We start from the raw sequence: 25,537 nt of genomic DNA on the forward strand, positions 1-25,537 counted from the left end.
TTCAACAGGAATGTGGTATTTTTATGATGAATAATATAAAACTTTCGTTAAGACTAGCAGGTAGCACCACCAGTAAGATGAAATTCTTCATCTAATAACTGGCTTTTTATATTTTCAAATCCTATTCTTTCAATTGTTTGTGCGAAACGTTCTCCTGTTATACCTTGCTCTTTATATAAGAGAATTGCTTTTTCAATTACATTTAATGCTTCTTCTTTAGTACTGAAGACTTTATTTAATGCCTTGCCTATAGCAACACGTTTACCCCATCTTCCGCCTATGTATATTTTATAACCTAGTTTTCCATCTTTAATTGCATCAAAAGTACATTTCCCTATACAACGGCCACAGTTATTACATTCCTCAGAACTGATTTTTAATATTCCATCAACTACTTTAGCAGCACCTATAGGACAAGCTTCACTAACAGAACATTTTTTGCATCCATTACAGCTATCTTCATGGAAGTTAGGAATCATTTGTCCAATTATTCCCAAGTCGTTTAAGTTAGGTTTTACACAGTTATTTGGACATCCACCTACCGCAATCTTAAATTTATGGGGCAATTTAACACTAGCGTAACCATTGTAAAATCTTTCATGTATTTCTTCAGAAAGGGCAAAGGTGTCAATAAGACCGTATTGGCATGTGGTTCCCTTACAAGATACAACAGGTCGTATCTTAGAGCCTGTACCACCTGTAACAAGACCTACTTTTGCAATATATGCGCGAAAATCCTCGATTTTGTCATAAGGAATACCTTGACATTCAATAGTGAGTCTTGTAGTCATAGTAATAATACCATTACCAAATAGTTTAGCAGCATCAAATATACATTTTGACTCAGCAGAATTAAGAACGCCATTTACGGTTATAACTCTTGCTGAGAAGTTATCAGTACCTTTGTTGTTTAAAAATCCAAGAGCTTTTACTCTTTTTTCGTCATCTGGGCTGATTGTTAATGTAGCCATATTTTAAACCTCCACATCCGTGATTATATTATATTTGTATATAATTACTATAATAACACTTGTTTAATAATTATAAAAATGATATTATTTTATCATATTAATAGGTAAAACCTATGGATAGGATCCTTTAAGAGAAAATATTTTGGGATTCGGGCATATTCATAGAGTGGGAAATGATGAAAATGGGAGAGAAAATTATGACGATAAGGCACTTGAAATACTTTATTGCTGTGGCAGAAACCGGTAAGATGAGTACTGCGGCAGCACAATGCTATGTATCACAACCAACAGTAAGTCAAACCATAAAAGAACTGGAAGAACATTATGGGGTATTACTATTTGAAAGAATCTCTAAAAAGTTATATATTACAGAAGCAGGTAAAAATTTGCTTATATATGCCAAAATGGTAGTGAAGCAATTTGATGAACTAGAAGATAATATGTTTATTGGATATTCTGAAAAAATACGTATTGGTGCTACGGTAACGGTAGGATCTTGTATCTTGTCTGCACTATTGAATCAGTTTAAAGAAATAATGCCAAAAGTTGATACCTTTGCTTATGTGAATAATACAAAGTCTATTGAGGAGAAAATGCTGAAATCAGAACTGGATATCGGTATTGTAGAAGGTCAGATTATAAATCATGAGTTAGTTACTATTCCTGCTATAAAAGATTCTTTAGTTGTTGTATGCAGTAGGAATCATCGACTTGCAGGACGTAAACAGATATCAGTAAAAGAATTAGAGAATGAGCGCTTTGTAATGAGAGAAGAAGGAAGTGGTACTCGCAAATTGTTTGAGCATTACATGTCAAGTTGTGGATCGAAATTTAAAATATGCTGGGAAGCAACTTGTCCAAGTGCAATTAAGCAAGCTGTAATGGAGAACAACTGTCTTACAGCCATATCAGCAAGATTAGTAGAAGAAGAGATAAAAAATGGTCAGATTTATGTGATAAAAAGTAAAGAAAATGCTTTAGATAGGTTCTTTAATATAGTTTATTATAAAAATAAATATTTTAATGAAAGTATGAAGAGCTTTATGAATATTGTAGATCAATATAAAAATAAAGATATATTTAATGGAATAGAAAGCGGTATTTTAGTGAAAGATTTATAGGTTACATATAGTGAAATTAATTATTTAAAAGCGAAAAGAGCGAAGCTGTGCCATTTCGCTTTGTGTTTTATGTTCCTATATTTCTTTATACGTTATTAGAAATGTTCGAACTATTTAGTTCCTTATTAAGCTTTTTTAGTACTTTTTTTTCAATTCTAGAAACATATGATCTAGAAATACCTAAGATTAATGCAATTTCTCTTTGAGTTCGAGGGTTACCATCAAGTAAACCATAACGCATTTGAATAATTATTTTTTCTCTATCCATTAAAACTACGTTTATCTTATTATAAAGTTTTTTAATTTGGATTTTATTTTCTACTATATCTATAATAGAATCATCATCACTACTTAATACATCGAGGAGAGATATATCGTTTCCCTCTTTGTCAGTTCCAATAGGATCTTGCAAGTACAATTCTCCTTTGGTTTTTTTATTAGTGCGAATAAGCATTAGTATCTCATTTTCTATGCACCTAGCGGCATAGGTAGCAAGCCTTGTTCCCTTCTCAGCATCAAATGAATCAATAGCTTTAATCAGTCCCACTGTTCCAATGGATATGAGGTCATCAACATCTTTACCGGGATAGGAATATTTTTTTACTATATGTGCAACTAGTCTTAAATTGTGTTCAACGAGGATTCCTTTAGCTAATAAATCGCCACCAGCAAGTTTTATTAAATAGGATTTCTCCTCTTCGGCACTTAGTGGTTGGGGGAATGATATACTCCCAGTTATATAAGCTGTTAAGAATGTAACATTTCCAATCATATCTAATAAACAATTCATGAAAAACACAGATGTCCTCCTAAATAGTGCTTATTAATATAGTATGATTTATTTAATTAAAAGTGACTATATATGAAAATTTATTTATTATTACAACAAAAGGTAAATTAAGATGGTGAATGAAATAAAAAAAGGCCCAAATTAAGGACCCTAAACATACTTTCTCATGTGTTTTAATGCAGTTTTTTCTACTCTAGATACTTGAGCTTGTGATATACCTATTTCATCTGCTACTTCCATTTGAGTTTTTCCATCAAAGAATCTCAAATTTAAAATTAATTTTTCTCGATCTTTTAATTTTTTCATGCCCTCTTTAATTGATATGTTCTCAAGCCAACTGTCATCTAAGTTTTTAGTGTCTTTTATTTGGTCCATTACATATATTTCATCGCCACCGTCGTGGTAAATTGGTTGAAATAAAGATACAGGATCTTGAATAGCATCTAGTGCAAATACCACCTCTTCGCGGGGTATTTCTAATTCTTTTGCTATTTGTGTTACTGTAGGCTCTTTACTGTTTTCATTAACCAACCTATCTCTAACTTGTAATGCTCTATATGCAATATCACGCAGAGACCTACTAACTCTTATAGAATTATTATCTCGTAGGTATCTTCTTATTTCTCCTATAATCATAGGAACTGCATATGTTGAAAATCGTACATTTAAACTTAAATCGAAATTATCAATTGACTTCATTAAACCAATACAGCCTACTTGGAATAGATCATCTACATTTTCTCCTCTGTTATTGAAGCGCTTTATCACACTTAAAACCAATCTTAAGTTACTCTTAATAAATTTTTCACGGCACGCATATTCACCATTTTGTATCCTAAATAGCAGCTCTTTCATTTCTTTTTCTTTTAATACTGGTAATTTTGCGGTATTTACTCCACATATTTCTACTTTGTTAAACATCATAAGGTCATCATTCCCTTCAGAGTAACTGCATTAAAATTATGCCCTTATGATTTATTTATTATACTAGAGACAACCTTACATAATTATATTTATTTTTTTACTATATAGTATAAATAAAAAAATGATAAAATATGTAATAAAACTTAAGAAAATTGATGATTGTTTGATATAAAACTGCGTCTACTATTATAAAAAGATTATTTATGAATCAGTTTTGAAAATACAGCCAACATACCTGATGTAATTAGAGGTCCTACAGGTACTCCTCCTAAAAAAGCGGCGGCTGCAACTGCTCCTACTATCATTGCAGGCATAATGTCACTATGTCCTTGAACGGTGAGATAGTTTAAACCTTGGCCGCTTAAATATGTTGTTAAAAATGAAAGAAGTAAAGCTGTTAGCCCTAACCAAGACGTGGATACACCCTTAATATTTTCAAATGTAATACCGCCATTTGCTATAGGTATCATTATTGCAGCTATTAAAAATATAAGTCCACATGTCATTCCGATTTTTTCTATAGCGGGATACACATACTTATCTACACCTAAGAGTTTTAGCATAAGCAAAATACATGTAGCAATAGCAACTGTATTAGCTTTACCCAATATTGCAGCAGAAAGAATTAATAGTAAAATAATGGTAGGATTCAAAATAAATCATCTCCTGAATTATTTTTAGTTTTACAATATCTGTCTATCATTGCCATAGCCATACCTGAAGCAATTTATAGCCCCAGTAATTTTATCGACTACAATTGCATCCCACAGGTCTTCTTTATCTGTATTTTTAGTTCTTACCTCAATTCCAGAGCTATAGCAACAAGATGTATTAATGAAATTCCATCCTAAGTCAACGGGTTTGTTATTTTGATCTGTGTGAGTGTGTCCGTATACATAAGATAGTATTTTCCTAGCGCCTTGGCTTTTAAAGCTTGCATTAATTGAAATACCATAATCTCCAGATGTAGAACCCGTAAAATCAGAGCCGTTCATAAATGCTTTAAGCAACCCTTCAATTAGATTTCCGTTATATGGATCATATTTATTAAACATTAAATTCGTATTGCGCGTGGCCATGTGGGATAGTATTATAACAGACCAATCGGTTCTATCTAGTGTATTAAGAGCCTCTGTTTGAAGCCATTGAACCTGCCTTGAACCAAATCCGTAGAAATTTTGACCATGCCATTTCATAGTACCATCACTATTAATAATTATAGGATAATCTGATGAATCTAAACATATTACTCTGATTTTTTTATAATAAAAATCTTTATAATAATAAAGACTCATTTTATCCGAGGTGTCATGTATTTCTCCATTCATAAATGGTCTAATCATTCTGTTAAACCATTCACTTTTAGTTATTATATTAGATATAACAGGGTTTATAGGAGGGGTCACGTAATAGCTATTATCATCATGGTTGCCATGAAGCACGAGCACAGGTACTTTGGAATTATTTAAGATTTTGGTAAGGTCACTTAACTTAGATTTAGGATTTTCTTTATCTGGATAAACACCAGAATGAAAATCACCACCTATAACAATGAAATCTAATATACCATATTTTTGAATATCTATAACAGCTTTTAAATGATTTTGGATTTGATAATAATAATTTAAATAGTCGTCAGCATGAAGGTCAGTTACAAAAACAAATTGTATTGTATCATTTGTAGAAATATCGGCTACTTTTGCCTGTGTTTTAGAAGTACCATTAATTACATATTGTGGTAGACTTCCTTCAAGTAATGAGTTGTGTTTAAGGTCATAATTATTGGGTAGATTACAGATATCCAGTGGAAGTCCTGTTGTTGTATTTTTAGAGACGTCTTTAATAGAAGGTGGTGTTATGTTAATATTTGTATCCCTATCAGAAAATTTAAAGTCATGAGCATAAGGTAATTTGAAATTATCTATTATAGATTTAAATGTAAATTGTGGGAAGTTTATTTGTTTTGTATTTTTACTATTTATTGATATTTGTGCTTTATAAGTATTAATCAAAGCAATTTCCTTTGTAGGCAACGTTATGGTTACTTTTCCATTTAGAGTATCCGTAACTTTTATATTTTTTAAATCTAATATCAAGTTAACATCTGCTTTAAAAATAGTTAGTGACAATTTTAATCCTGTTAAGTCTAGTGGAATTTTATTTTTTGTTAAAATTACTTTGAAAATAAATGTACTATTAGCACTTTGAGCTAAATTGGTTTCATATGGGTTTTGTGGTATTTCCATAATACAACTCCTTTTTTTATAAGCTGTAATCTATGTTTTGAATATATAATTTTTAAAAAGTAATTATAATATATTATGATTATAGATCCTTAGGGGGAACACTTTTATAAAATTAATTATGGAGTTATAAAAGTTAAGGAGATAAATAATAAACCTAAATCTTATTGCGTTAATGTTTTTTTATGGTACAATTAATAGTATAAATACAAAAAATCGAATAATAGTTTTAGGTGCCCTATAAATAGGGTTAAAAGGGAAAGTGGTTAAAATCCATTGCAGCCCACCGCTACTGTATTAGAGGATGAAATCCAAAAACCATTGGGAAACTGAGAAGGTTGGAGAGTAAGATGACGCTAAAGCCAGTAAACCTGCCTAATGCTTAAGTTTTAATCTTCGGAGGGGGGATAAAAAATGCTTGAATTAACGATAATATTGGGTTACCCAATACGTGAAAATTAATTGCATTATTCCGCATCGATTAGATGTGGTTTTTTTATTTTCGCGTTTTTTTAGAGCGAGGGTATATCATTAAAATAAAAAGGAGAATATTAATATTATGGGAAACATTGTACTTATAACAGGTGGTGCAAGGAGTGGGAAAAGCACGTATGCTGAGAAGTTAGCCTATGAGACTAAGGGCAAGGTACTTTATATTGCGACTTCAATTCCGTTTGATGATGAAATGAAGGATAGAGTAAAAAAACATAAAGAAAGAAGACCGAGAGCATGGGACACTTTTGAAGGTTATAAGGATTTAAAACAGGTATTTAATAATCGCAAAATACAATTTGATACTATTTTACTCGATTGTATAACAATAATGGTTACAAATCTTATGTTTGATTATGCGGGGGATAATTTTGATGATCTTACGTGTGATGATATAAATATAATGGAAAAAAGAATTTTGCAGGAGATTGTTGATTTTCTTGATGAAGCAGAAAAAAGATCAAAAGAAATAATTGTTGTAACTAACGAGCTTGGATCAGGAATTGTACCAGAATACAAAATGGCAAGAGTTTTTAGAGACATTGCAGGTAGAGTAAATCAGTATATCGCATCAAGAGCCTCGCAGGTTCATTTATTGGTTTGCGGTATTCAAATTAAAATTAAATAAAATAAATTATAATTTGTGGGGGTAACTAATGATTAAAAGAAAAAGTATAATAAGTATGGGTTTAGCTGTTTTTATCTGTTTTGCACTTAGTGCATGCGGTAAAAAGGTTGATAGTAATGATGTTAAGAATAGCACAGATAAAAGTACTGAGCAAAAGGGAGCAGGAGCTACTGTATATCCACTAAAGGTTGTTGATTCATATAATAGAACAGTTACAATTGAAAAAGAACCTAAAAGAATAGTTACTATTGCGCCCAATATGACAGAGGGAATATATGCCCTTGGTAAAGGTTCAACTTTAGTTGGTAGAAGTGATTATGATGATTACCCAACTGAGGCTCTAAGTGCTCCATCTATTGGCAGTTTACTAGAACCAAATATAGAAAAAATTGTTGAATTAAAGCCTGATGTGGTTATTGCATCAACTCATTTTGATAAGGATGTTGTTAAAAAGTTAGAAGATCTTAATATGAAAGTTATAGTACTTTATGGTGAAGAAAATTTTAATGGTGTATATGATACAATGTCAAAGCTTGGTCAGGTTGTAAATGCCAATGAAAAAGCACAGACAATAATAACAGATATGAAAAAGAAAGTTGAAGATATAACTAAAAAAGTAGTAAATGCTAAAAAACCAACAGTGTATTATGTAGCAGGTTACGGTAAGAGTGGTGATTTCACAGCAGGTAAAGATACATTTATAGGTAATATGATAGGAATAGCTGGTGGAAAAAATGCTGCGGATGATGCAATTGGTTGGAAATACAGTGTAGAAAAGCTTGTGGAAAAGGAGCCTGATTTGCTAATATGTTCTAAGTTCTTTGATTCAAAAAAAGGAATTGAAGCTACTTCAGGATACAAAGATTTGAAAGCAGTTAAGAATGGAAAATTATTTGAAGTTGACGATAACATTATTGTCAGACAGGGACCAAGACTTGCAGATGGACTTGAAGAAATGGCTAAATTAATTCATCCTGAACTTTTCAAATAGAAGGGGGATGTACAACTATGACGTTTATAGAAAAGAAAAGTTATTATAGGAAAATTTTCGTTGTAGGTTTAATTTTACTTATGATTGTAATAATTACTGCAGCAAACTTTGGGGTGGCAAATATTTCTTTTAAGCAGACAGCTTTGATTGTAATGAGCAAAATTCCAATAGTGAATAATTTCATTACCTTAGAAGGTATTAAGGCTACATCTCTGATTATATTGTTAAATTTAAGGTTGCCAAGGATACTTTTAGCATGTCTCGTAGGAGCAGCACTTTCAGTGGTTGGTACTTCATTTCAAGGGATTTTTAAAAATTCAATGGCGGACCCATTTGTTCTTGGGGTTTCATCTGGTGCGGCGCTTGGGGCAACTATAACTATGGTGTTTTTGAAAGAAAGTCATTTGTTTGGAATGAGTATGATAGCAATGAGTGCTTTTGTAGGGGCGATAATAACTACATATTTAGTATATAATATTGCTAGAGTTGGCACAAAAGTTCCAGTTACTACGCTTCTTCTTGCAGGTGTTGCTATAAATTATCTATTATCCTCTATTATTTCATTAATGATGACTTTCAATAGAGATAATATTGAGAAAATAGTTATGTGGACTATGGGAAGTTTCTCAACGGCTGGCTGGAATGAGGTTGGGTTACTATTTATTATTGTAGTTCCATCAATTATATTTATATCTACATTTGCAAGAGACCTGAATGTAATGATGCTTGGAGAAGATAGTGCAAGAAGTCTTGGCATTGATGTAAATGGATTTAAAAAGTATATATTTGTAATAAGTACGTTAATGATAGCGGCAGTTGTATCTGTAAGTGGAATAATCGGTTTTGTAGGGCTTATAGTGCCCCATGCTATTAGAATGATTTTTGGATCTGATAATAGAGTTGTTATTCCTTTTTCTGCGCTTTTCGGAGCAGCATTTTTAATAATTTGTGACACACTTGCAAGGGCAATAGTGCCACCTTCCGAAATACCAGTTGGAATTATTACTTCTATTTTCGGAGTCCCATTTTTCGTATACTTATTATATAAAACGAAGAAGAAGGCGATTTAATGACATTTCAGAAGGAAAGTATCCTTCTGAAGTCATTAATATTGCAGCTCCGAAGGAGATGATTTGATTGATACATATAAATAACTTAAGTTTTTCTTTTGATCAAGAAGTATTAAAGGACATTAACATAAATATTGAAACAGGGAAATTTTATACCATTTTAGGTCCGAATGGATCAGGTAAAACTACTCTTTTAAGGATATTATCCAAATCACTTAATATGGATAAAGGTGAGATTTTCATTGATGAAAAGGAATTATATCAAATAAAACCAAAACAATTAGCTAAGGAAATGTCTGTTGTATCTCAAAGCACAGAAATAGAATTTGATTTTTCAGTACAAGGTATAGTTCTTATGGGAAGGACTCCTCATATTTCTAGGTTTTGCTCAGAAAGTGAAAAAGACATAGAAATAGCTAAGACGGCTATGGAAATGACAAACACTTGGGAACTTAGAAATAAAAGTATCAATGCACTCAGCGGTGGAGAAAGGCAAAGGGTGGTAGTTGCAAGAGCAATTGCTCAAGAAACAAAAATAATTTTACTGGATGAGCCTATTTCTCACTTGGACATTCATCATCAAATTGAAATAATGAATCAATTAAAACAGTTAAATCAGAATAAAAACATTACAATAATCGCAGTGCTTCATGATTTAAATATAGCAGCGGCGTACAGTGATCATATGATATTAATGCATGATAAAGTAGTTTACAAAGATGGTACTCCTGAGGAAGTATTAACAAAAGAGGTAATTAGGAAGGTGTATGGACTAGATGTATACATAACTCGAAATCCTAAAACAGGTAAGACTTTTATTATGCCCTTTTAAAATAAACATGGCGGCGCAATTGCAAATCAATTGTGCCGCATTTTTTTAGTTTAATGGCTTTTTTAAAAAATATATAAATATTTTGAATTGTTAAATATTATTAACAAATAAAATATATATTGCAATTTAATACAATATATTCTATATTTAGAATAGTATTAATTTTATTTTAAAACTTTTACCGATCAATAGCAAACTTATCGAAAGATAAGGACGCAAAGCTATAGGGCCTTTCATTAGAATGGCAGCCAGTTACCGAGCTAGAGTTTTTTTTATTACCTAAAAAAAATCCATTGCTATTGGAGAGGTTTAGTTTGAAATAACTTTGATATATATACTGTAAATTGAGAGAGAGGATGCTATCTGTTCTTAATTTTAACGGTGTTGTAAAAAATTATTAGGGGGAAAATATGAAAAACAAATCGTTTAAAAGTTTATTAACATTTTTTTTAACTACAGTTCTGGTATTGCTTTCAGTTAATTCAACATCTGGATCTGCAAATGCACAAACACTTCCAATTGCATCACCAACAAAAATTGTTGCGACTGCTGGAGATTCACAAATTAATTTAACTTGGTCATCAGTTCAGGGAGCTGACTATTATAATGTTTTTATATCACAAGACGGGTTAATATATAACTCGATTAGCGTTCCTGAGACAGTAACTACAACAGGTTATAATGTTACTGGGCTAACGAATGATAAATTATATTATTTTAAAATATCTGCAGCAAATACATATGAAGAAAGTGTATATTCTAATGTAACAAGTCAAACACCATCAGTAAGAACAGCTCCAGTAAACCTTGGTGAGGCTAATAATTATGCGATTTTAGCAAAAACAGGGATATCCACTGTGCCTAAATCGGATATTACTGGTAACATAGGAGTTAGCCCAATTGATTCAACTGCTATTACAGGGTTTTCTCTAATATTGGATTCCACTACTGCATTTTCACGTTCTACTCAACTCGTGGGAAAAGCATATGCTGCAGATTATGCTTCTCCAACTCCAAGCAATCTTACTACAGCAGTAAGTAACATGGAAACAGCATATACTGATGCAGCTGGAAGAGCTCCTGGGCATACAGAACTATATACTGGAGACATTAGTGGACAAACACTTACATCTGGTGTTTACAAGTGGGGTACAGGTGTCTTAATAAATTCTAATGTTACTCTAAGTGGTGGAGCAAATGATGTCTTCATTTTCCAAGTAGCTAAAGGAATTACTCAGGCTAGTGGCACAAATATTATCCTAGAAGGTGGAGTGCAAGCTAAGAATATATTTTGGCAGGTAGCTCAAACTGTTAAAATTAAATCAGATGCACACTTTGAAGGAATCATACTAGGGAAGACAAATATTGCATTGGGAGCTAAAGCATCGATAAATGGCAGATTGCTAGCGCAGACTGCAGTTACTTTGATTAAAAACACAGTTGTAGCTCCTGCTGAGACTGTAGCTACATCATCTGTAACTACAATGGAAGAATTACAAATAGCAATAGATGCTGGTATAACAGATATTACAATCGTTAGTTCAATTCCTACAGGTATGAGCACGGTTGTAATCCCATCAGGAACTGTACTTAGAGATTACTTTAAAATTGGGTTTGGAAATAAAATTATAGTAAAAGAAGGCGGAAGTTTAAGATTGGGTGCAGAGGCAGTTAACAATCTAATAGTTGGAAGCGTAAACAGTAGTGCAAACTTAAAACTAGAAAATAATTCAACATTTACTATTAATGGGGATATAAATGATAGAATTCTGACATATACACTCAACGGTGAAGCAATGGTGCAGCAACAAAATACTAATCCATTTGTAGTTGCAGAAAATGAAACATTTATAGTAGCAACCGGAGCAACACTTAATATTGCTACTGCTACAGATACAGACATTGAGAATGTACAGCCAGTTTTAAGTGTAAATGCTGCAGGTGGTAAACTTGTAGTAAATGGAACATTAAACTTATTATCCGGATCACGTATATTCTTAGGTGATGGAGTTAATAGTATAACAAATACAGGAACTATAAATAATAACTCAGGAACATATGATGGTTCTATAATAATTGGTATAGTTGGAATTCTTGACTTAAATCACAATGTTATTGATGTTTAAGGTATATAAATAAATACTCGGATTACCTGTAGCATCAACAGGCAATCCCAGTATCATAATAGAAAAGAGATTAATTTTATAATAAGTTTCACTTAGTTAATGTGGTTTGCCTTAGGGTGAGCCATTTTTTATTTTAAAGCCTATCCTCTCTATTATTTGCCAACAGAAGAAATAACAATATTCATTGTAACAGCTAACACATTACAAAAATTTTATAGGGACTAGTTTGAGCTGGTATACTCTTTGTATTATACCTCAATTCATAATTACTATTTTAAAAACATTGAAAACTACTAATTTCTCTAAGATCCATTCCAAAATATCTCCAAGCATTTCTATTCCAACGAAAGCCTGCTATAGATTTAGGGCCTACAAATGTAAGCCATGCCCAGAAGCTGTCACCTCTTCTTTGCCATATATATACCGATCTAAATCGGCAAGGTCTAATTGCACCTTGGTCTATGGCTTTAGGGGTAGCACCAAACTGTTGCACCTTAGGCTGAGCTGGTGTAAAGTTTGGTGGGGATGAAGGAGGTCCACTCTGAGATCCACCCGGTGGTCTACCAGAGGTGGTACCTTGAGGCCCTAGGGGGAAAGGGAACATTTGTCTGTAGTAGGGACATGATAGTGGAATATTTTGAGTTTCGAATTCATAAGTATAGGTCGGAATATAAATTTTAATATCGTCTTCATCAATATACATTAAGTTATCTCCTAAAAGTATTTACAATATAGTATATGATTGATATACAGTTTTGTTATTTTAATTTATTAATTTTTTTTGATGTTATATATCAAGCAGATGTTAATGAATAATTGTAAAGAAGTTAAATTTTCATAATAATATATCCTATGACATATATATTATATGTGGACTCAATAAACAATCAATTGAAACTTTAAAAATAAAACTTGCATTTATAAACGTATGATGATAAAATCATTTAATAAATAAGTAATTGTTTAAAGTTTAAGTTAGACATTTTAGGGGGGGCAAATAAATTATGAAAAGAAAATATCTTGCTATTATGCTTACAGGAGTGCTTGTTCTAAGCGTCGCACTAACAGGTTGCTCAGGCGGTTCGACAACAACAAAAACAGCAACTACAAAAACATTAGTTTTTTCTCAAGGAGCAGATCCTAGAGGTTTGGACCCAGCGTATGTAGATGACGGCGAATCAGCAAAAGTTATGTGCAATATTTATGAAGGTTTAATTAAATACAAAGATGGTTCAACAGACATAGCACCTAGTCTTGCTACAGATTGGGAAATTAGTGATGATGGAAAAGAATATACCTTTAATTTGAGAAAGGACGTCAAGTTCCAAGACGGAACACCTTTTAATGCAGATGCTGTTGTATTTAATGTAGAAAGACAGATTGCTCCAAAGGCTACAGAAGATATGCCATATGCATCATTTACTTATGGACCAGTAGTTAAAATTGAAAAACTAAGTGATTTATCAGTTAAAATCACATTAAAAAACAAATATACACCATTTCTTGCAAATCTTGCAATGACATTGGCTGCTCCAGTTTTGAGCCCTACAGCAATCGCTAAATACAATGGAAAACTAATGGAGAACCCAGTTGGAACAGGTCCATATAAATTTGTATCTTGGGCTAAAAACCAATCATTAAAGCTTGAAAAATTCGATGGATATTGGGGCGATAAGCCTAAGGCCGATAATGTAGTATTTAAATTTACAAAAGAGAATTCAGTTCGTGCCAGTGATTTAATTACAGGTGGCACAGATATAATTGATGGAGTTGACCCCAATGATATTGAAAAGTTAAAATCTAGTAAAATGGAAGTATATCAAGCTGACGGAATGAATATTAATTACATGGCGTTTAATTGTGCAAGAGCACCATTTAATGATCCTAAACTTCGTGAAGCTATATCTCATGCTATAGATCGCGATGAATTAGTTAAATATTTATATCAAGGATATGCAAGTGTAGCAAACAGCCCACTTCCATCTTTTATACCTGGTTATGACAAGGATGTACAACCTTATAGCTATGATGTAGAAAAAGCAAAACAATTACTTAAAGATGCTGGAAAATCAGATTTAAAGGTTAAAATTATTACTTATTCAAATCCAAGACCTTATAATTCAGTTGGTGGACAAAAACTTGCAGAAGCAGTTCAAAACTATTTAGCAAAGATTGGTGTAACTGCAACAATAGATTCTTACAATTGGACAGACTATAAAACAAAAATTGCAAATGGAGAAGGGGATATATTCTTCTATGGTTGGACTGGTGATAATGGAGATGCAGATAATTTCCTTTCATTGTTCGATTCACATGAGATTAAATCTACTTTGAATTCAGCTAAATATTCAAATCCAGCAGTTGATGCACTACTTTTAAAAGGTAGGGAATTAGCAAATGGAGAAGAACGAAATAAAGTCTATAAAGAGCTTCAAGAGATAGTTTCAAAGGATGCACCATGGCTTCCACTATCTCATTCACAAGTGCTTGCGGCATATTCTCCTAGGGTTACTGGTTTTTCAATTCACCCAACAGGATCAGTATTCTTTAGTGGAGTAGATAAATAATCTTATTTTAGAACTATTTTTAGGTGGAATATCGCATTAAGCGATCTTCCACTTTTTTAATAAGGAGGGTAACTATGGTTAAATATATTATTAAACGACTGCTTTTACTTATACCAGTTATTATAGGAGTATCTGTACTTGTATTTTTGGTTATGCACATGTTTACTACGGATCCAGCTTCAATAATTCTTGGTCAGCATGCAAAGCAAGATCAGATAGCAGCACTAAGGGAACAGCTTGGACTTAATAAACCTATTTATATTCAGTACTGGGATTTTCTAAGAGGCATACTGCATGGAGATTTGGGGGATTCACTTATGACAAAAACTCCAGTGTGGGATGAAATAATGGCACGATTTCCAGCTACAATTGAACTTGCATTAGCGGCTGTTATATTTGCTTCTATTTTGGGGGTATTTATGGGGGTTATTTCTGCAATTAAACAAAATTCAGTTATTGATTATATCTGCATGGTAATATCTTTACTTGGAGTATCCATGCCTATATTTTGGTTAGGTTTAATATTCATATTAGTTTTTGCAGTGCAACTTCAGTGGTTGTCAGTATCGGGTAGAATAGACATAGGTCTTGAACCAATTAAAGTTACAGGATTATATTTAATAGATTCTTTAGTTACAGGTAATATGCCTGCGTTTTATAGTACTATAAGGCATCTAATTATGCCAGCAGTAGCTCTTGGGTCAGCATCTACTGCAATTATTGCAAGAATGACTAGATCTACAATGCTTGAGGTTGTGAGGCAGGACTATATTAGAACTGCAAGAGCAAAGGGGTTATTGGAAAGACCGATTATTTTTGGACATGCGTTAAAGAATGCTTTGATTCCAATTATAACAGTAATAGGACTTCAACTAGGAACTTTGCTAGGAGGAGCAGTGCTAACAGAAACTGTATTTTCGTGGCCAGGTGTTGGTAAATATGTAGTAGATGCTATTTTAGTAACCGATTATCCTGTGGTTCAAGGAACGGTTATGATCATGGCAGTAATTTTTGTTCTTGTTAATTTAGTTGTGGACATAATTTATGCAGTTATAGATCCAAGAATTAAATATTCTTAAGGGAGTGAAATAATGAAAAATAAAAATTTGAATGAAAATGAAGAAATTATATTGCAAAATGCTCCTAAGGAAGAATCCAAACTTAGGAATGCATGGTATATGCTTAAGAAAAATAAAGCAGCTCTAGTGGGGCTTATAATAATAGTAATTCTTTTAATCATTGCTATTTTTGGACCATTAATTATGCCGTATAAACCTAATATAGGTGAATTATCACAAAGTCTTCAAAAACCATCTGCTGCCCATTGGTTTGGAACTGATGAACAAGGACGGGATATTCTAAGTAGGATAATTGATGGTACTAAGATTTCTTTAAGGGTTGGTATTACAGCGGTTGCAGTAGCATTATCTATAGGAATTGTTGTAGGATCTCTCGCAGGGTATTATGGGGGCAAGGTAGATATGTTAATTATGAGATTTATGGATATTATGCTTGCATTCCCATCATTATTGCTCGCAATCGCTTTTATGAGTGTATTAGGTAAAGGTATTGATAACGCTATAATTGCAATAAGTATTGTTACAATTCCAGAATATGCTAGGATAGTTAGGGGTTCTATATTGTCAATTAAGGATAGTGAATATGTCCAAGCAGCAAGAGTTATTGGAAATAGTGACATTGCTATAATATTTAAACACATATTACCTAACGTAATTTCACCTATAATAGTGCGTGCGACACTTGGAGTATCAAACGCTATTTTAGATACGGCGGCTCTTGGATTTTTGGGCCTTGGAGTACAACCTCCACAAGCAGAATGGGGAAGTATGCTGGGAGCTGGACGTGGATATTTTTATAATGCTCCTCATATAATCCTTTTCCCTGGTATTGCGATAACTATAACTGTACTTGCTTTCAATCTATTTGGTGATGGACTAAGAGATGCACTAGATCCAAAACTTCATCAGTAAGGGGGATAACATAATGTTATTAGAAGTTAAAAATTTACAAACTCAATTTAGAGTTAAGGGTGGACTAGTTAATGCAGTAGATGGTGTGGATTTTGAAGTGGATAAAGGTGAAATACTGGCTATAGTAGGTGAATCCGGCAGTGGTAAAAGTGTAACCTCACTTTCTATTTTAAGCCTTATACCAAGTCCACCTGGCAAAATTATAGGTGGAAAAATAATGTTCAAAGGTGAAGATTTGTTAAAGAAAAGTAATAAGGAAATGCAAGATATAAGAGGGGATAAAATATCTATGATATTTCAAGAACCTATGACTTCTTTAAATCCTGTAGTTACCATAGGAAAGCAAATATCAGAAACTATAACTCGTCATAAAAAGTTAAAAAAGAAAGAGGCTACCTTGGAGGCAATTAAGATGCTAGAGCTTGTAGGTATTCCAACTCCAGAGAAGAGAATAAATGATTACCCACACCAATTAAGTGGTGGTATGAGGCAAAGAGTTATGATTGCTATTGCACTTTCTTGTAATCCAGAATTACTTATTGCAGATGAACCTACAACAGCGCTTGATGTTACTATACAAGCACAAATATTGGAACTGATTATAAGCTTAAAAAATAAACTTAATACTGCGATTCTTTTAATTACCCATGATCTTGGTGTAGTAGCAGAAACAGCAGACAAGGTTGTAGTAATGTATTGTGGTAAAATTGTTGAAAAAGCAACTTCGCTTCAGCTTTTTGAAAAACCATTACATCCCTATACTGAAGGCTTATTGCTTTCTATTCCCAAGGTTGATGAAAAGGTAGAGCAGTTATTTATGATACCTGGAATGGTGCCTAATCCTTTAAATATGCCAAAGGGATGTTCCTTTAGTGATAGATGCAGTAAATGTATGGACATTTGCAGACATAAAGAACCAGAGCTTGTTGAGCACGAAGGCAGAAGTGTTCGTTGTTTTCTATACAGTGATAAACAGGAAGGACAGGTGTAAATATGGAACCATTATTACAAGTTAAAAATTTAAAAAAATATTTTCCTGTACAATCTGGTGTATTTGGTAAAACTACAGATTATGTTAAGGCAGTTGACAATATATCTTTTGATATCTTTAAGGGTGAAACCTTAGGTTTAGTTGGAGAATCTGGTTGTGGTAAATCAACTACTGGTAGGATGATTGTTAATTTGCTTGATCCAACATCTGGTCAAGTAATCTTTGAAGGAAGAGATGTGGCTAAATTATCGAAAAAAGAGCAAAAGGGTATGAGAAAAAATATTCAAATTATATTTCAAGATCCTTATTCTTCTCTTAATCCAAGGATGAACATTGGGGATATAATAGCTGAACCAATGAAGGTAAATAAAACAGAGAAAAAAGAGGATATAGAAAAAAGAGTTCTTTCACTTTTGAATTATGTAGGTCTGGCTAGTTTTCATAGAAATAGATATCCACATGAATTTAGTGGTGGTCAGAGACAAAGGGTGGGGATTGCTAGAGCTCTTTCTTTAAATCCTAAGCTTATAGTTTGTGATGAACCAGTATCAGCGTTAGACGTTTCTATACAGGCACAGGTACTGAATTTGCTTCATGATTTGCAAAAAGAGTTTGATTTGACTTATCTATTCATTGCACATGGACTAAATGTAGTTAAACATGTAAGCACAAGGGTGGGTGTAATGTATCTAGGAAAAATGGTTGAACTTGCAGATGGAGACATACTTTACAATAAACCCAAGCATCCATATTCACAAGCGTTACTGTCAGCTATTCCAATTCCGGATCCAACTAGGAAGAAAAGCAGAATAATATTAACAGGGGATGTACCTAGTCCAATTAATCCACCTTCTGGATGTAGTTTTCATACTAGATGCTTTAAGTGTACAGAGATATGCACAAAACAGGAACCTAAGTTTAAAGATTTAGGTGAGGGGCATCAGGTAGCTTGTTGGAATTTGTAATAAGATATAAAACTTAAAAGGTCCAGTATTGTATAAAAACAATACTGGACCTTTTAAGTAGTTATTTTATTTGATTTAGAGTTCTGTGAATAAATGTAAACCATTGATTGTTTAAATTTTATGAGTTTTCAATATACTATTATTTATTAGAAAGTATGAGGTAATTAGTTTTATTATAATGGTAATATTTTGATTGATAAAGAATGTTATAATTAAATTTATAATAATAATAAAATGTGTGGGAGTGCATACTTATACACAGGATTATTTGTTTAAGATTAGATGGGGGTAAGTGTATATGGAAGATAAGAAGTTAAAAACAAAGGTTTTAAGACCTAGATTTGATAGTGATTTAGATATCATAGAACTTTCTAAAGAAAATATTGAGGATGAAAGTATATTCTCTTATGGGACAGTTAGTGATTGCTCTCTTGAGAATCATGAAGCAGATAGAGTGAATTTTAAACAAGTGATATTTAAAAAAGTTGTTTTTAATAAAATAACTTTTAGACGGATAGAAATGACTGATGTAAAATTTGAAAATTGTGATTTATCAAATGTAGATTTTAATGAGGCTTCATTACATAGAGTAGAATTTCTGAATTGTAAAATTATTGGTATAAATTTAAGCGAAACTACATTTAGAGATGTTGTTTTTGAAAATTGTAATGGTGAATTTGCTTTTTTTAGTTATTCTAATTGTAAGCAAGTTGCATTTTTAGAGTGTCAATTACGTTCTTCAGATTTCCAGAATTCAAAATTTTTAAAAGTTGAATTTCGCGAATCTAATCTTAATCAGGCTCAAATGAATTTTACAAATCTTAAAGGAATAGATTTTACAAGTTGCGATATTGAAGGTATGGGGATAAATATTGCCGATATAAAGGGTGCAAGAGTTACTACTATTCAAGCAATTTCTATTTCCTCAATATTAGGTATTATTATTAAATAAATTTGACGACATTTCAGCTCCACAGGAGATGATTCAACGTGAAAACAATGTGGATAACTTTTTTTATAGTTTAGAGTTAATGTTTCTAAAAATGTTTTTAAGCGCAAAAAAAAGTATATATTACGTATAATGCATTAATCGTATTGCAATACGCGTAATATATACTTTTTTCTTTCTTTTTTATTATTAAAATTTAATTTGTGGAGCAGCTTTTTCTTTTTCATCCACATTAAAGAAAGGTTCTTCCTTAAAATTAAACATGCTTGCAATAAGGCTAGACGGAAACATCTGAACAGAGTTATTGTAATCCATTGCTACATCGTTATAAAATTGTCTTGAATAACTAATTTTATCCTCTGTTTTTGACAATTCGACTTGTAGCTCAAGAAAATTAGTATTTGCCTTAAGTTCTGGATAGGCCTCAGCTACTGCAAATAATTTCCCTAATACCTGTGTTAATTCACCATTAGCCTTCATCATATCATCAGGAGTACCTGAGGAAAGGTAGTTAGTCCTTGCTGAGGTTACTGCTTCAAAAGTACTACGCTCGTGATTAGCATAACCTTTTACAATTTCAACTAGGTTAGGAATAAGATCAAATCTTCTTTTTAGTTGTACATCTATCTGGCTCCAAGAATTTCTTACTTTATTACGTTTGCCTACAAGGCTGTTATGAATAAGAATCAGTGTTAGAATTAGTACACATATTATAATTACTGGAATTAACATAAAAATCACTCCCTATAATATATAGTGTAGCACAAGGCTACACTAATTAATTTTATTGATTTTAAAATAGTGTTACATCAAAACTGAGACTAGAATTAGATGGGACATTGCATCAGAATGCGCGAATGCATCAGAATGCACGAATGCATCAGAATGCACCACCACCACCGCCCCCGCCACCACCACCGGAGCTGCCACCACTAAATCCGCCACCACCACCAGAAGCTGATGAAGCCTGGGAACTTGCAACGCTTTGTGCTGTGGAGATTGCACCTTCAACTGTATGGATGGTATCATCAAACATTGTACCAAAGCCACCAAAGTAACCGTAACTTGCTCCATACATATAGGTAAGACCATTATTATTTAAATCATTATCTGTAAAAACAATAGGGAGCTGTTTTATAACTTCTTTTGCAACGCCAAGTGAAGTGGCATAAACAAGATAATGTTCCCATAATACGATAGACCCAATTTCAGCTTTATCCAATCTGCTAAAATCCTTTAAAAAGTTTTTGAAAGATAACCACATTACATATTGCTCATTTCCATATGCTGTTCTTCTTTTTATAAGTATTGAGTAAACAACTAAAATAACACCTTGAATTATTGATGCTACAGCAATCAAAGTAAACATTAGAAACGCGATAGCTGCTCCAATTAATAAGAAAGCAAATCCTGCTAATACTCCAAGTAAGATTCCTGTTTTATAGGTTTCATCAAAAAAGTTATATTTAGCAGCCTCATCGATTGCCAGTTTTGACCATTTATCATAATCAGTCTTAAATTCTAGTGCATCCTTCTTTTTCTTAACATAATTTTTTATTTCATCAAGGGCAACACATTTTCCGTTTCCTATTTTAATTATAAACCAGCTTATCAAAAACTCTTCATGTTTCTTCAAAGGTATTGATGGTGCCTTTTCATTTAATGTAATTATATATTGATCTATTTCTTTTGTATTGAATAGACCCTTTTTACTAATCTTATTTTGAGAGATTATAAGTTGTTTTTTTCTTGTAAGATCAATAATTGTGGCCATTACATCTCGAGTATTAACAGCTCCAAATGACATTAAAACGCTCATCACAGCTGGAGTATAGTCTTCAGGAAGTTCTCTGTAATACTTACCCTCAAAGTTAGGTTTAAACTCTTTATCATATTTTTTATAAATAGATATAATTACTGGGAACCATAGGAGTATGAAAAGTAAAGCTAGAGGAGTACCTATAGACTTAAGTTTTGTTTTAGTAAGTTCTCGCTGTGCTTGCTTTTCAACCTGCTGCTGGTACTCTTGTTTTGCGTCTTCTCTTGCTACATTTGCTTCATTAGCTAGGGTGGCTTCATTTGCCATTATTCTAGGTAATGCATTTTCGGCCACTATATTACTTGCTTGCGGAACAAGGGATGTTGGAAACAAAACTAAGGTTTCTGCAAAAGTACCTGGTGACACTGATGGAACAGTAAATTCTACATTACTGCCATCTATTATGGAAGATTCACCTAATAGAGAGCCATGAGCAAAGACTTTAAGCTCTTCTTTAGTAGTCCCAGATGGAAGTGTTATCTTTATTTTTATATTATCGAGTCTTGTTTTCCACCTAGTGTCAACGAGCTTTCTGTTAAACTCCGCAATATCTGTGTATTTAGTAACGACATCTAGTAATTTGTACTTTATAACAAAAGTTTTTTCTTCATTTTCTGAATGCTCAAAAATCTTAAACCTTGCTAAGTTTTCTTCTTCTACAAAGTTAAATGTTCCCACGCTTCCGGTGTCATCAAGTGAATTACCTGCATTGGGCTGAAGTTCTTTTAAATTATCATTTTCCATTACATAAACTTTTTTGTCTTGTAGACCTTTTGTGAGAGAAAAATCAACATCTCTAGTAACTCCATTAAACTGACCATCGAAATTATAAGTAAGGCGTTCTTCAAAATTAGCTGACCCGTCCTTGTTTACTAATACATTAATATTATACCCAGATATATAATAGGTCTTGTCTTGCGAAGCATATATTAGTTTCTGAAATCCAAATAGAGTAAAAATAATAAGTAATAAAAACATTCTAGCAAAGATTATTGTGGAACTTTTTTTCATGACTTCACCTCCCTGTAATCTTATTATAAACAATATTTCCATTAATTTCATTATATTTATAAATTTATCTATATATGAATTAGTATTATTAAATGTGCCTATGTATTTAATAGGTATTTGTTGATAACAAACTCTAAGATATATTAAATCATCTCCTTCGGAGCTGAAATGTAGTTAAAACATTTTGAAATAATAATTTAATATAAAGTGGGTAAACTATACAAGACACTGATTATAAACAGTGAAATTTTTATATGAAGGGAGAATACTCATGAATAAAAACAAATTGAAAGAAACAAGAAAAGTGAATAATATAGAAGAGGTTAGTGATGCTTCAAATTCTGATGTGACTAGAATGTACAACATGCCAGGTATGGCTAGCGGGCCTAGTGATGCTACTGACAAAGAAAAGAGACATTTAAGTGAACGCTCAGCAGCAAGCAAAGATAATACTAAAAAATAATTTTGAGGCAGGTTTATCCTGCCTTAATTTTCATTATAATATATTTATAAAAACAGAACATTATGTTTTCATAAAGGCTCATAAAGGCTCATATAGTGGACAAGCTTTTAAACATAGATTTATTGATAAACAGTCAATTTATATTGTGAAAAGGAAAATAATGTGATAAGATTGTTTTAGTGTTGGTTTAAAGGGTTTAAAGTAGTTTTAAATCCCATTCAAAAAAGGTTTTGAGTTCAAAAACAAAATTACAAGTTATGGAGGATATTTTTATGAAATATTATGGTAAAACTTCGTTATCATCCGTGTTAAGGTTAATGTTAGATAGTTTAATAATTATAGGGTTTATTGTGTATTTGTTAATACTTAGAAAAGCTTTGGTAACTCAGCAAGTAAACTTTCTTAACCCTAAAAACATTATTACCTGTATTCTATTTGTATTAGGTGGTTTTGCACTTCTTTGTATAATGTATCACCTTAGATGCATTATGAATTCGTTAGTTAAAGCAACACCGTTCATAAATCAGAATGTTGAAAGTTTAAAAAATGTTGCTTCATCGTGTTTTGTAATTTCGATTTGTTATGTTATTAATTTTTTTATTAATGGTCAATATTTAAATTTTAAGTTAATAGAGATAGATGTTAAAGGTATCCATACAGACATTGAATTTATAATTTTCTTTTTTGCGGGCTGTTTTACAATAGTTTTATCAAAAGTATTTAAACAGGCAATAGAGGTTAAAGAAGAAAATGATTTTACGGTATAGATATTTGAGTTATATAATTTAATTGAGGTGAAAAACATGGCAATAATAGTAAATTTAGATGTAATGATGGCCAAAAGGAAAATTTCCTTATCTGAATTGGCAATTAGAGTAGGAATTACGAATTCAAATTTATCTATATTAAAAACAAATAAAGCAAAGGCAATACGATTTTCCACTCTAGAGTCTATATGTAAGGAACTTAATTGCCAGCCAGGAGATATTTTAGAATATAGTGAAGAAAATTTGTAATTAAAAACATCGCACTAACTTATGGGTTAATGCGATGTTTTTAATTATAAAAAGTAGTTACATATCTACTTTACTTACAGTTCGAAGCCTTCCTTTAATAGGTCTATTTTGTAAATCTTCAAACACAAGCTCACCTTTATTATTTAATATTTCTACAAATGTAGATATATCAATTATGTTGATGATTCCTATATCATCCTTAGTCATGCCATCAATACTGCAAAGCGTACCGACTATATCCATAGCCCTCATCTTGGTTTTCTTTCCGGCATTGATATGTAATTTGAGTATTTCTTTGCTAAGCTCTATACCTTTAGCCTCTTTAGCCTCAGGTCTAGTATTCATTTTACCTGTAAATTCTTCTTTAGCATCACTCACAACTTCTGATTTTGGATTTTCCTTCAAAAGAATCTCTTTACCGATATAGTGCTCTATATCATTTAAATACCTGGTTTCGTTTTGGGTCACAAAAGTAATTGCACGGCCCATTTTGCCTATGCGGCCAGTTCTTCCTATTCTATGAACATAACTTTCTTTATCACTAGGTATATCATAATTAACTACAAGGCTTATGTTATCTATGTCTATACCTCTAGCTGCAACATCTGTAGCTACAAGATATCTAAAACAACCTTTTTTAAAATCATTCATTACTCTTAGTCTATCAGGTTGCTCCATTCCACCATGGATTTTCTTGCAAGTATAATTGAGCCTTGAAAGTTGATTATAAACTGAATCTACCTTTAATTTAGTATTACAAAATATTATGCAGCTATCAGGATTTTCAACTATTGTTATATCTTTTAAAAGGTCTATTTTATCCAGTTCGTATACATTATATCGCTGCTGGGATATATTATCTGCTGCTTTATTTTGCTCCTCTATTTCAATGTGGATAGGATGATTCATGTAATTATGGCATAAATACTCTATATCCTTAGGCATTGTGGCAGATAGTAACATAGTGAGGCGCTGACTAGGTAAAGCTCTTATTATTGTTTCTATCTGGTCTACAAAGCCCATGTTTAGCATTTCATCAGCTTCATCTATTACAAGATATTTTATATTTGATGTATCAAAGGTATCTTTATCTAAATGATCTATAATTCGACCAGGGGTACCGACTACAACATGTGTTTTTTGTTTAAGTTCTTTTTTTTGATTATAGAAAGGGGACTGACCATAAATTGCAGCAACTTTAAGTCTTTTAAATCTACCTATATTAAAAATATCTTCTTTAACTTGGATAGCCAGTTCTCTGGTTGGTGTAAGCACTAATGCTTGAGGTTTGTTTTCTTCCCAATCTACTAATTGGCAGATCGGAATGGCATATGCTGCAGTTTTACCGCTTCCAGTTTGGGATTTCACTACTACATCCTTTTGCGCGAGAACTGCTGGAATAACCTGTTGTTGGACTTTTGTAAAATTTTTAAAATTGAGCAGACTAATTGCTTTTAATATATCACTGCTTAAATTATAATCATTAGAATTTTCTTTTATCATTTGATCATCACTTTCCTTATAATTGTATTAATATTATCACCAAGAATATATATAACTTTATTATATCATACACA

General features: G+C 32.2%; 24 protein-coding genes and 2 riboswitches. Of the genes, 15 read left to right on the forward strand and 9 right to left on the reverse strand.

The annotated features are described in order from the left end of the window. Positions 1 to 53: 53 nt before the first annotated feature. Positions 54 to 971, reverse strand: a complete 918-nt coding sequence (locus ACREVX_RS15280; RefSeq protein ID WP_431545079.1) for a ferredoxin-like domain-containing protein — start codon at positions 969 to 971, stop codon at positions 54 to 56. A 197-nt stretch (positions 972 to 1,168) separates the two neighbouring features. Here ACREVX_RS15280 and ACREVX_RS15285 point away from each other — a divergent pair, with 197 nt between their 5' ends. Continuing rightward, positions 1,169 to 2,092, forward strand: a complete 924-nt coding sequence (locus ACREVX_RS15285; protein WP_431545080.1) for a LysR family transcriptional regulator — start codon at positions 1,169 to 1,171, stop codon at positions 2,090 to 2,092. 85 nt (positions 2,093 to 2,177) lie between these two features. Here ACREVX_RS15285 and sigK read toward each other — a convergent pair whose 3' ends face one another. The 4 genes from sigK to ACREVX_RS15305 form a co-directional block, all read right to left on the reverse strand. After that, complete coding sequence (gene sigK, locus ACREVX_RS15290; RefSeq protein WP_431545081.1) at positions 2,178 to 2,882, reverse strand: RNA polymerase sporulation sigma factor SigK; 705 nt, start codon at positions 2,880 to 2,882, stop codon at positions 2,178 to 2,180. Positions 2,883 to 3,032: 150 nt separating this feature from the next. After that, positions 3,033 to 3,806 (reverse strand): RNA polymerase sporulation sigma factor SigG, encoded by a 774-nt coding sequence (gene sigG, locus ACREVX_RS15295; protein ID WP_431545082.1) that lies wholly within the window; start codon positions 3,804 to 3,806, stop codon positions 3,033 to 3,035. Positions 3,807 to 4,003: 197 nt separating this feature from the next. After that, the gene (locus tag ACREVX_RS15300; RefSeq protein ID WP_431545083.1) at positions 4,004 to 4,459 is read right to left on the reverse strand and encodes a DUF441 domain-containing protein; all 456 of its coding nucleotides are present in this window, start codon (positions 4,457 to 4,459) and stop codon (positions 4,004 to 4,006) included. Positions 4,460 to 4,489: 30 nt separating this feature from the next. After that, positions 4,490 to 6,052 (reverse strand): BppU family phage baseplate upper protein, encoded by a 1,563-nt coding sequence (locus ACREVX_RS15305; RefSeq protein WP_431545084.1) that lies wholly within the window; start codon positions 6,050 to 6,052, stop codon positions 4,490 to 4,492. 211 nt (positions 6,053 to 6,263) lie between these two features. Continuing rightward, positions 6,264 to 6,442, forward strand: a riboswitch (cobalamin riboswitch). A 166-nt stretch (positions 6,443 to 6,608) separates the two neighbouring features. On the opposite strand from ACREVX_RS15305, the gene cobU reads away from it, so the two are divergent. The 5 genes from cobU (at position 6,609) to ACREVX_RS15330 (ending at position 12,188) form a co-directional block, all read left to right on the forward strand. Beyond that, complete coding sequence (gene cobU / locus ACREVX_RS15310) at positions 6,609 to 7,169, forward strand: bifunctional adenosylcobinamide kinase/adenosylcobinamide-phosphate guanylyltransferase (RefSeq protein ID WP_431545085.1); 561 nt, start codon at positions 6,609 to 6,611, stop codon at positions 7,167 to 7,169. 28 nt (positions 7,170 to 7,197) lie between these two features. Next, entirely contained in the window at positions 7,198 to 8,160 is a 963-nt protein-coding gene (locus ACREVX_RS15315; protein ID WP_431545086.1) for an ABC transporter substrate-binding protein, read from the forward strand. Positions 8,161 to 8,177: 17 nt separating this feature from the next. Beyond that, the gene (locus tag ACREVX_RS15320; RefSeq protein WP_431545087.1) at positions 8,178 to 9,230 is read left to right on the forward strand and encodes a FecCD family ABC transporter permease; all 1,053 of its coding nucleotides are present in this window, start codon (positions 8,178 to 8,180) and stop codon (positions 9,228 to 9,230) included. 67 nt (positions 9,231 to 9,297) lie between these two features. Continuing rightward, positions 9,298 to 10,062: a heme ABC transporter ATP-binding protein gene (locus tag ACREVX_RS15325; RefSeq protein WP_431545088.1), complete on the forward strand. Its 765-nt coding sequence runs from the start codon at positions 9,298 to 9,300 to the stop codon at positions 10,060 to 10,062. Between the two features lie 180 nt (positions 10,063 to 10,242). Then, positions 10,243 to 10,322, forward strand: a riboswitch (cyclic di-GMP riboswitch). A gap of 150 nt (positions 10,323 to 10,472) precedes the next feature. After that, complete coding sequence (locus ACREVX_RS15330; protein ID WP_431545089.1) at positions 10,473 to 12,188, forward strand: ice-binding family protein; 1,716 nt, start codon at positions 10,473 to 10,475, stop codon at positions 12,186 to 12,188. 274 nt (positions 12,189 to 12,462) lie between these two features. On the opposite strand, the gene ACREVX_RS15335 is transcribed toward ACREVX_RS15330, so the two are convergent. After that, positions 12,463 to 12,891 carry a hypothetical protein gene (locus ACREVX_RS15335; RefSeq protein ID WP_431545090.1) on the reverse strand — a complete coding sequence of 143 codons (429 nt, stop codon included), beginning with the start codon at positions 12,889 to 12,891 and terminating at the stop codon, positions 12,463 to 12,465. A gap of 301 nt (positions 12,892 to 13,192) precedes the next feature. Between ACREVX_RS15335 and ACREVX_RS15340 the strand changes: the two genes are divergently transcribed. From ACREVX_RS15340 to ACREVX_RS15365, 6 genes are all read left to right on the forward strand, one after another. Next, entirely contained in the window at positions 13,193 to 14,755 is a 1,563-nt protein-coding gene (locus ACREVX_RS15340) for an ABC transporter substrate-binding protein (protein ID WP_431545091.1), read from the forward strand. 74 nt (positions 14,756 to 14,829) lie between these two features. Next, positions 14,830 to 15,834 carry an ABC transporter permease gene (locus ACREVX_RS15345; protein WP_431545092.1) on the forward strand — a complete coding sequence of 335 codons (1,005 nt, stop codon included), beginning with the start codon at positions 14,830 to 14,832 and terminating at the stop codon, positions 15,832 to 15,834. Positions 15,835 to 15,846: 12 nt separating this feature from the next. Next, positions 15,847 to 16,746, forward strand: coding sequence for a nickel transporter permease (nikC, locus tag ACREVX_RS15350; RefSeq protein ID WP_431545093.1), 900 nt, complete (start codon positions 15,847 to 15,849; stop codon positions 16,744 to 16,746). A gap of 13 nt (positions 16,747 to 16,759) precedes the next feature. Further along, the gene (locus ACREVX_RS15355) at positions 16,760 to 17,737 is read left to right on the forward strand and encodes an ABC transporter ATP-binding protein (protein ID WP_431545094.1); all 978 of its coding nucleotides are present in this window, start codon (positions 16,760 to 16,762) and stop codon (positions 17,735 to 17,737) included. 2 nt (positions 17,738 to 17,739) lie between these two features. After that, complete coding sequence (locus tag ACREVX_RS15360; protein WP_431545095.1) at positions 17,740 to 18,702, forward strand: ABC transporter ATP-binding protein; 963 nt, start codon at positions 17,740 to 17,742, stop codon at positions 18,700 to 18,702. A 298-nt stretch (positions 18,703 to 19,000) separates the two neighbouring features. Continuing rightward, entirely contained in the window at positions 19,001 to 19,654 is a 654-nt protein-coding gene (locus ACREVX_RS15365) for a pentapeptide repeat-containing protein (RefSeq protein ID WP_431545096.1), read from the forward strand. Between the two features lie 186 nt (positions 19,655 to 19,840). On the opposite strand, the gene ACREVX_RS15370 is transcribed toward ACREVX_RS15365, so the two are convergent. Together ACREVX_RS15370 and ACREVX_RS15375 are read right to left on the reverse strand one after the other, a co-directional pair. Further along, positions 19,841 to 20,383 (reverse strand): LemA family protein, encoded by a 543-nt coding sequence (locus ACREVX_RS15370; RefSeq protein ID WP_431545097.1) that lies wholly within the window; start codon positions 20,381 to 20,383, stop codon positions 19,841 to 19,843. A 148-nt stretch (positions 20,384 to 20,531) separates the two neighbouring features. After that, on the reverse strand, positions 20,532 to 22,481 hold the full coding sequence (locus tag ACREVX_RS15375) for a DUF2207 domain-containing protein (RefSeq protein ID WP_431545098.1): 1,950 nt from the start codon (positions 22,479 to 22,481) through the stop codon (positions 20,532 to 20,534). Between the two features lie 271 nt (positions 22,482 to 22,752). Here ACREVX_RS15375 and ACREVX_RS15380 point away from each other — a divergent pair, with 271 nt between their 5' ends. From ACREVX_RS15380 to ACREVX_RS15390, 3 genes are all read left to right on the forward strand, one after another. Further along, on the forward strand, positions 22,753 to 22,944 hold the full coding sequence (locus ACREVX_RS15380) for a hypothetical protein (RefSeq protein WP_431545099.1): 192 nt from the start codon (positions 22,753 to 22,755) through the stop codon (positions 22,942 to 22,944). Positions 22,945 to 23,216: 272 nt separating this feature from the next. After that, complete coding sequence (locus ACREVX_RS15385; protein ID WP_431545100.1) at positions 23,217 to 23,711, forward strand: DUF2975 domain-containing protein; 495 nt, start codon at positions 23,217 to 23,219, stop codon at positions 23,709 to 23,711. A gap of 36 nt (positions 23,712 to 23,747) precedes the next feature. Next, on the forward strand, positions 23,748 to 23,960 hold the full coding sequence (locus ACREVX_RS15390) for a helix-turn-helix domain-containing protein (protein ID WP_431545101.1): 213 nt from the start codon (positions 23,748 to 23,750) through the stop codon (positions 23,958 to 23,960). 57 nt (positions 23,961 to 24,017) lie between these two features. Here the strand turns inward: ACREVX_RS15390 and ACREVX_RS15395 are convergent, their stop codons facing one another. Further along, positions 24,018 to 25,463 (reverse strand): DEAD/DEAH box helicase, encoded by a 1,446-nt coding sequence (locus ACREVX_RS15395; RefSeq protein WP_431545102.1) that lies wholly within the window; start codon positions 25,461 to 25,463, stop codon positions 24,018 to 24,020. Positions 25,464 to 25,537: the final 74 nt, after the last annotated feature.

Source organism: Clostridium sp. (assembly GCF_050717545.1).
GTDB lineage: Bacteria > Bacillota > Clostridia > Clostridiales > Clostridiaceae > Clostridium_AD.